Origin of the sequence: Streptomyces sp. PA03-5A (assembly GCF_033792725.1) — a bacterium.
Taxonomy (GTDB): Bacteria; Actinomycetota; Actinomycetes; order Streptomycetales; family Streptomycetaceae; genus Actinacidiphila.
Genome location: NZ_JARAVL010000083.1, coordinates 1 through 2,939, shown reverse-complemented (window position 1 = coordinate 2,939; position 2,939 = coordinate 1). Strand labels below are relative to the sequence as shown.

Sequence of the window (2,939 nt, the reverse complement as noted above, 5' to 3'; positions counted from 1 at the left end):
GCCCGCGCTCCGCCATGGACGGCACTCCTTTCCAGGCCGCACTCCAGGTGAAGCCCGACACCCTGATGCAAGAAGCGAGGCGAAAGGTTGCACGGCCCATCGTGCCTGCGGCGATCAGTTCTCCCGTCGTGGTGCGGCAGGATCGTCACCGTGCACGGGGGTCACCGGAGAGGGGCCTGTCACCAGCCGGGCAGAAGCACCAGGTGCCCCGGTACCCTCGCTCCCGGAGAGGTCGGACAGCGGCTGCTCCAGGCACGGCCTACTCCGGTGCGCGATAGGCGGCGGCCAGGTAGTCGCCGACGTTGTCCGAGGCGACCAAGACGATCCGCCCGTCCTTCAGCCGTATCCCGAAGCACTTGTCCACTTCGCCCTTCGCGATGAAGTTCAGCTCCGGCACGGAGTACCGGCCGACGATCTTCCCCGTCGCGGGATCCTGAACGGTGAAGGAGTTGTACTTGTGCCCCTTCTTCCGCCATTCCTGGATCGGTTGCCGCGTCACGCCCGGTTCTCTCGCCACGAACTTCTGACCGTCACCGCCTCCCATGGGGTTCAGATCCGTGCCGGTACGCGCGTCGTACGTGGACCGGTCGACGAGGCCCCGGTCCTGTGAGTCCAGTGCCCTTGACGCACTTGCCGGGTAGTCCAGCTGCCGGTAGTACATGCTGTGGCCGTCCGACAACCGGATGGCCTCGAGCGACATGTTCGAGACGCGGACGATCCGGTCGTCCATCACCCAGACGGCACGCACGTAGTCGTAGTCCCCCGCGTACCCCGTCGGCACGTCCCAGAGCTTCCTCAGGATCGGCCCGTGCCCGCCGTTGGCGTTGTCGGGGTTGCCCTCGCTCGCACAACCGGAGAGCGCCGGCCCCCCGAGGAGACCCAACGCGACGACCCCCGCGGCGCATCTGGATCTGCGGGGCCTCCGGGGGCCGGACCGGCGGATGGATCGGACGGCGCGCACGAAATCAGCCCCCACGAGACGGACGACAGATCCGCACAGCCTAAAGGTTGTCCCCGTACGGGGTGGGAGTTGCCCGGTGAGGGCGAGGTCGTGCAGGCGGGCGCGGCCGCTACGGATTCTCCCCGGAGTTTCCCACCGTCGGGGGGGCACATGGAATGCGTGGGCCGCATCGAGGCCCTGGGCCCGGATGCCGGGGGACTGACGATCGGCGAGCGCGTGGTGACCGTCGCGGTCCCGGCGGTACCCGGGCCGCGCGTGGCCGGCACGTGGCAGGAATACCTCGTCGCCGATGCACGAAGGCTCCTGCCGGTCCCCGACCAGATGAGCGACTCCGACGCCTGTCAGCTCGCCGTCAACCCGTTGACCCCGCTGCTCCTGGTGACTCGCGAACTCGACGTACAGCCGGGTGAATGGTTGTTGCAGACGGCCGCGGGCTCCACCGTCGGCCGGCTCGTCATTCAGCTGGCCGGGCATCTGGGTATGCGCACGATCAACGTCGTGCGGCGACGCGATGCCGTCGAGGAGATCAGGGCACTCGGCGGCGACGAGGTCATCTGCACGGAGGACGAGGACCTGGTGCACCGCGTGGCCGAGATCGCGGGGCCGGACGGCGTGCGCAAGGCCATCGACTGCGTCGCGGGCCCCGTTGGTGCCCAGGTGTCCCAGGCCTTGGCTCCCGGAGGACAGGTCGTGGTCTACGGCGCGCTCTCCACCCATCGGCAGACCGACCCGGCAGCGCTGACGATCCCGCTGTCGGCGCGCTCGGTCATCTACGAGACCAAAGCGGTCCGTGGCTTCTGGCTGAACCGCTGGTTCGGGAGTGCCTCACCTGAGGACGCGCTGCGCGCGCTGTCCGAGGTCCGTGATCTCGTCGCCGACGGCGTGCTGAGCATCCCCGAAGGCCGGCCGTTCCCGCTCGAACGCTTCATCGAAGCCATCACGCTCGCCGAGACACGTAGGACGCCGTACCAAGACAGCCCTTGAACAGCGGTGGGTGAACCGCCGGGGCGCATGCCGTAGGGCCAGTTCAGGGGGCTTGATCCCCCGGAACTGGCCCTTTCTCGTGATCACGGCCGTACCGTATGCGTGCCACAGGGCTCGGGCAGCCGCTTCGGGGCGCCCGTCGACGTCAGCCCAGCACGTTCGTCGTCCAGTCGTGCTGGTCCGTCCCGAGCAGGGTGAACCGCTTGAGCCAGCCCTTCGGGCCGCCCACGGCGCGGTAGGCGTCCACGCCGTACTCCGAACCGGTGCAGAGCTTGAGGCCGTCCTCCCGGACGCAGGTGGACGTGGAGCGCTGGACAACCGCGCCTGGCGGCGGGCTCATGGTGGGCTCGGGCAGGTCCGGCTGGACCGTGGTGTGGATGTACATCCCGCCGACGATGAAGTCGACGGTGGCCGTCCAGGGCGCGTCGTCCGGCCTCCGCCCCATGTCGAAGGAGGCCTCGGAAACGGCGAATCCCGCGGGCACACCGCTGATCCGGAACGGCAACGGAATCGCCCGGTGAGCCACGACGACCCTTTCGGCGATCTTGTGCAGGGTCTGCTGCCCCGCGGTCCCCGGCATACCGTCACCCTGCAACTCCGCCCACCGGCCGTCCGCGGTCTGCCAGCGCAGATGCCAGACACCCGCGGGGCCCCAGGCTGCCGTCGGGCTCTTCCCCACCCAGTACGCGGGGCGGCCGTTGACCGGCGGCGCGTCGATCCGGTACTGCCGAGGACCTCCGGGGTACCAGGGGCGCCCGAGCGACGGCTTGGTTCCCTCGGGGTAGACGTCGAGCGAGAGGCCGGGCCCCCTCACACCGCCTTCGGGGATCTTGCCCGCGACGCTCACGACGGTTCTCTTCTGCTGCGGCGAGTACTCGATCTTGTCGAAGCCAGCCGGGAGCCAGCCGAAGGACGCCTCCAGGGTCAAGGGGGCGTGGCCTGTGTCCGGGGCGGGGGTGGGAGCGGTCCAGACCCGGCTCGCGGCCGGCGTCGG

The 2,939-nt window shown here is 69.6% G+C and carries 3 protein-coding genes; 1 reads left to right on the top strand and 2 read right to left on the bottom strand.

The window, feature by feature from the left end:
• Positions 1 to 259 precede the first annotated feature (259 nt).
• Entirely contained in the window at positions 260 to 883 is a 624-nt protein-coding gene (locus tag PV410_RS44560) for a hypothetical protein (protein WP_500332388.1), read from the bottom strand.
• Positions 884 to 1,120: 237 nt separating this feature from the next.
• On the opposite strand from PV410_RS44560, the gene PV410_RS44555 reads away from it, so the two are divergent.
• Positions 1,121 to 1,945: a zinc-dependent alcohol dehydrogenase family protein gene (locus PV410_RS44555; RefSeq protein WP_500332387.1), complete on the top strand. Its 825-nt coding sequence runs from the start codon at positions 1,121 to 1,123 to the stop codon at positions 1,943 to 1,945.
• Positions 1,946 to 2,090: 145 nt separating this feature from the next.
• Here the strand turns inward: PV410_RS44555 and PV410_RS44550 are convergent.
• Positions 2,091 to 2,939: hypothetical protein (locus PV410_RS44550; protein ID WP_500332386.1), on the bottom strand; the 849-nt coding region annotated here is incomplete at its 5' end.